1 protein-coding gene is annotated in these 1,012 nt (G+C 41.7%); it reads right to left on the bottom strand.

The features are described 5' to 3' along the window. The coding region (locus ACKTR2_RS10255) for a helicase HerA domain-containing protein (RefSeq protein WP_407885038.1) at nt 1–1,012 on the bottom strand (1,012 nt) is incomplete at both ends.

The following is a 1,012-nucleotide window of genomic DNA, read 5'->3' as shown; positions in this document are numbered from 1 at the left end:
GCTTGTTTAACGACATCATCAAGGATTGCCAGCTCAACTTGGGTAATCCCGGTTTTAAGCACTTCAAAGAATCCCTTTAATCGCTGGATTTTATCTTTGACTAGTAAATCAAGGTTTGTGACCGCTTCATCGGCGCTTAAGATTTCTTCGGAAAAGATTTGTAGCGGGTTAATTTTGTACTTCGCATTAGAAGTTAAGTGCAAGACTGCCCCACCCAGGGCTTCGACAATCTTGGTATATTCGTTTTCTGGATCAATAATGTAGAGTTGATAGTCTTGAATGGCGTAGCGTAGGATTTTCTGAATCATATAGGTGGTCTTGCCGACCCCCGAGGTCCCGATAATCACTTGATTTTGATTTAGGGTCTTGTTGCGATCCAACATATCTACGGCAATTAAGCTGTTGGTATCTTTGTTAACCCCTTCAATATCGCTTCTCGGCTTTAAGTCCAGAATTTCAGCGTCATCAAAAGGAAACATGCTGCTGGCGACTTCGGTATTACTCTCTTTATAGGTGTAATCCCCCATGAGGTTCTCGTTAATTGGCATGGTTGACCAAAATGCTTGGAAAGTCGCTTTAACGGGCACTAGGGGCTTCATTTGTAGTTTAATCAACGTATTCTTGACGTTTTCGGTTAAATCGTCTAGTTCTGCTAAACTGTTGGCCCGCAGATAAATGAGCATATGTTGGTACACAAATGTGGTAGAATTATCGAGGTATTTATCTAGTTGCATGTTGGCTGAATCAATATAATTTTGCAGAATTTTCTTTTTATACGGGTCGAACGTATTCAGCTTCTGCGCTTCTTTATTTTGAATCGTCTTCTTGTAATAGGTAATCATTGAATTGTTACTGGCGCTGTCGATATATTGCACAATATCGATGACGCCTTTTTTTCGCTTCAATTCTGACAACCAGTTGCCATACACCCGCTTGGGATAGTCAGCAATCGCTAACACCCGAATAAAATTCTCGCCCGACTGGACGTAGGTGGGGTACTGTTCCCCGCTAA

Source organism: Furfurilactobacillus curtus (assembly GCF_045862785.1).
Lineage (GTDB): Bacteria > Bacillota > Bacilli > Lactobacillales > Lactobacillaceae > Furfurilactobacillus > Furfurilactobacillus curtus.
The sequence above is the reverse complement of the archived record's forward strand: the minus strand, read 5'-3'. Positions and strand labels throughout refer to the sequence as shown.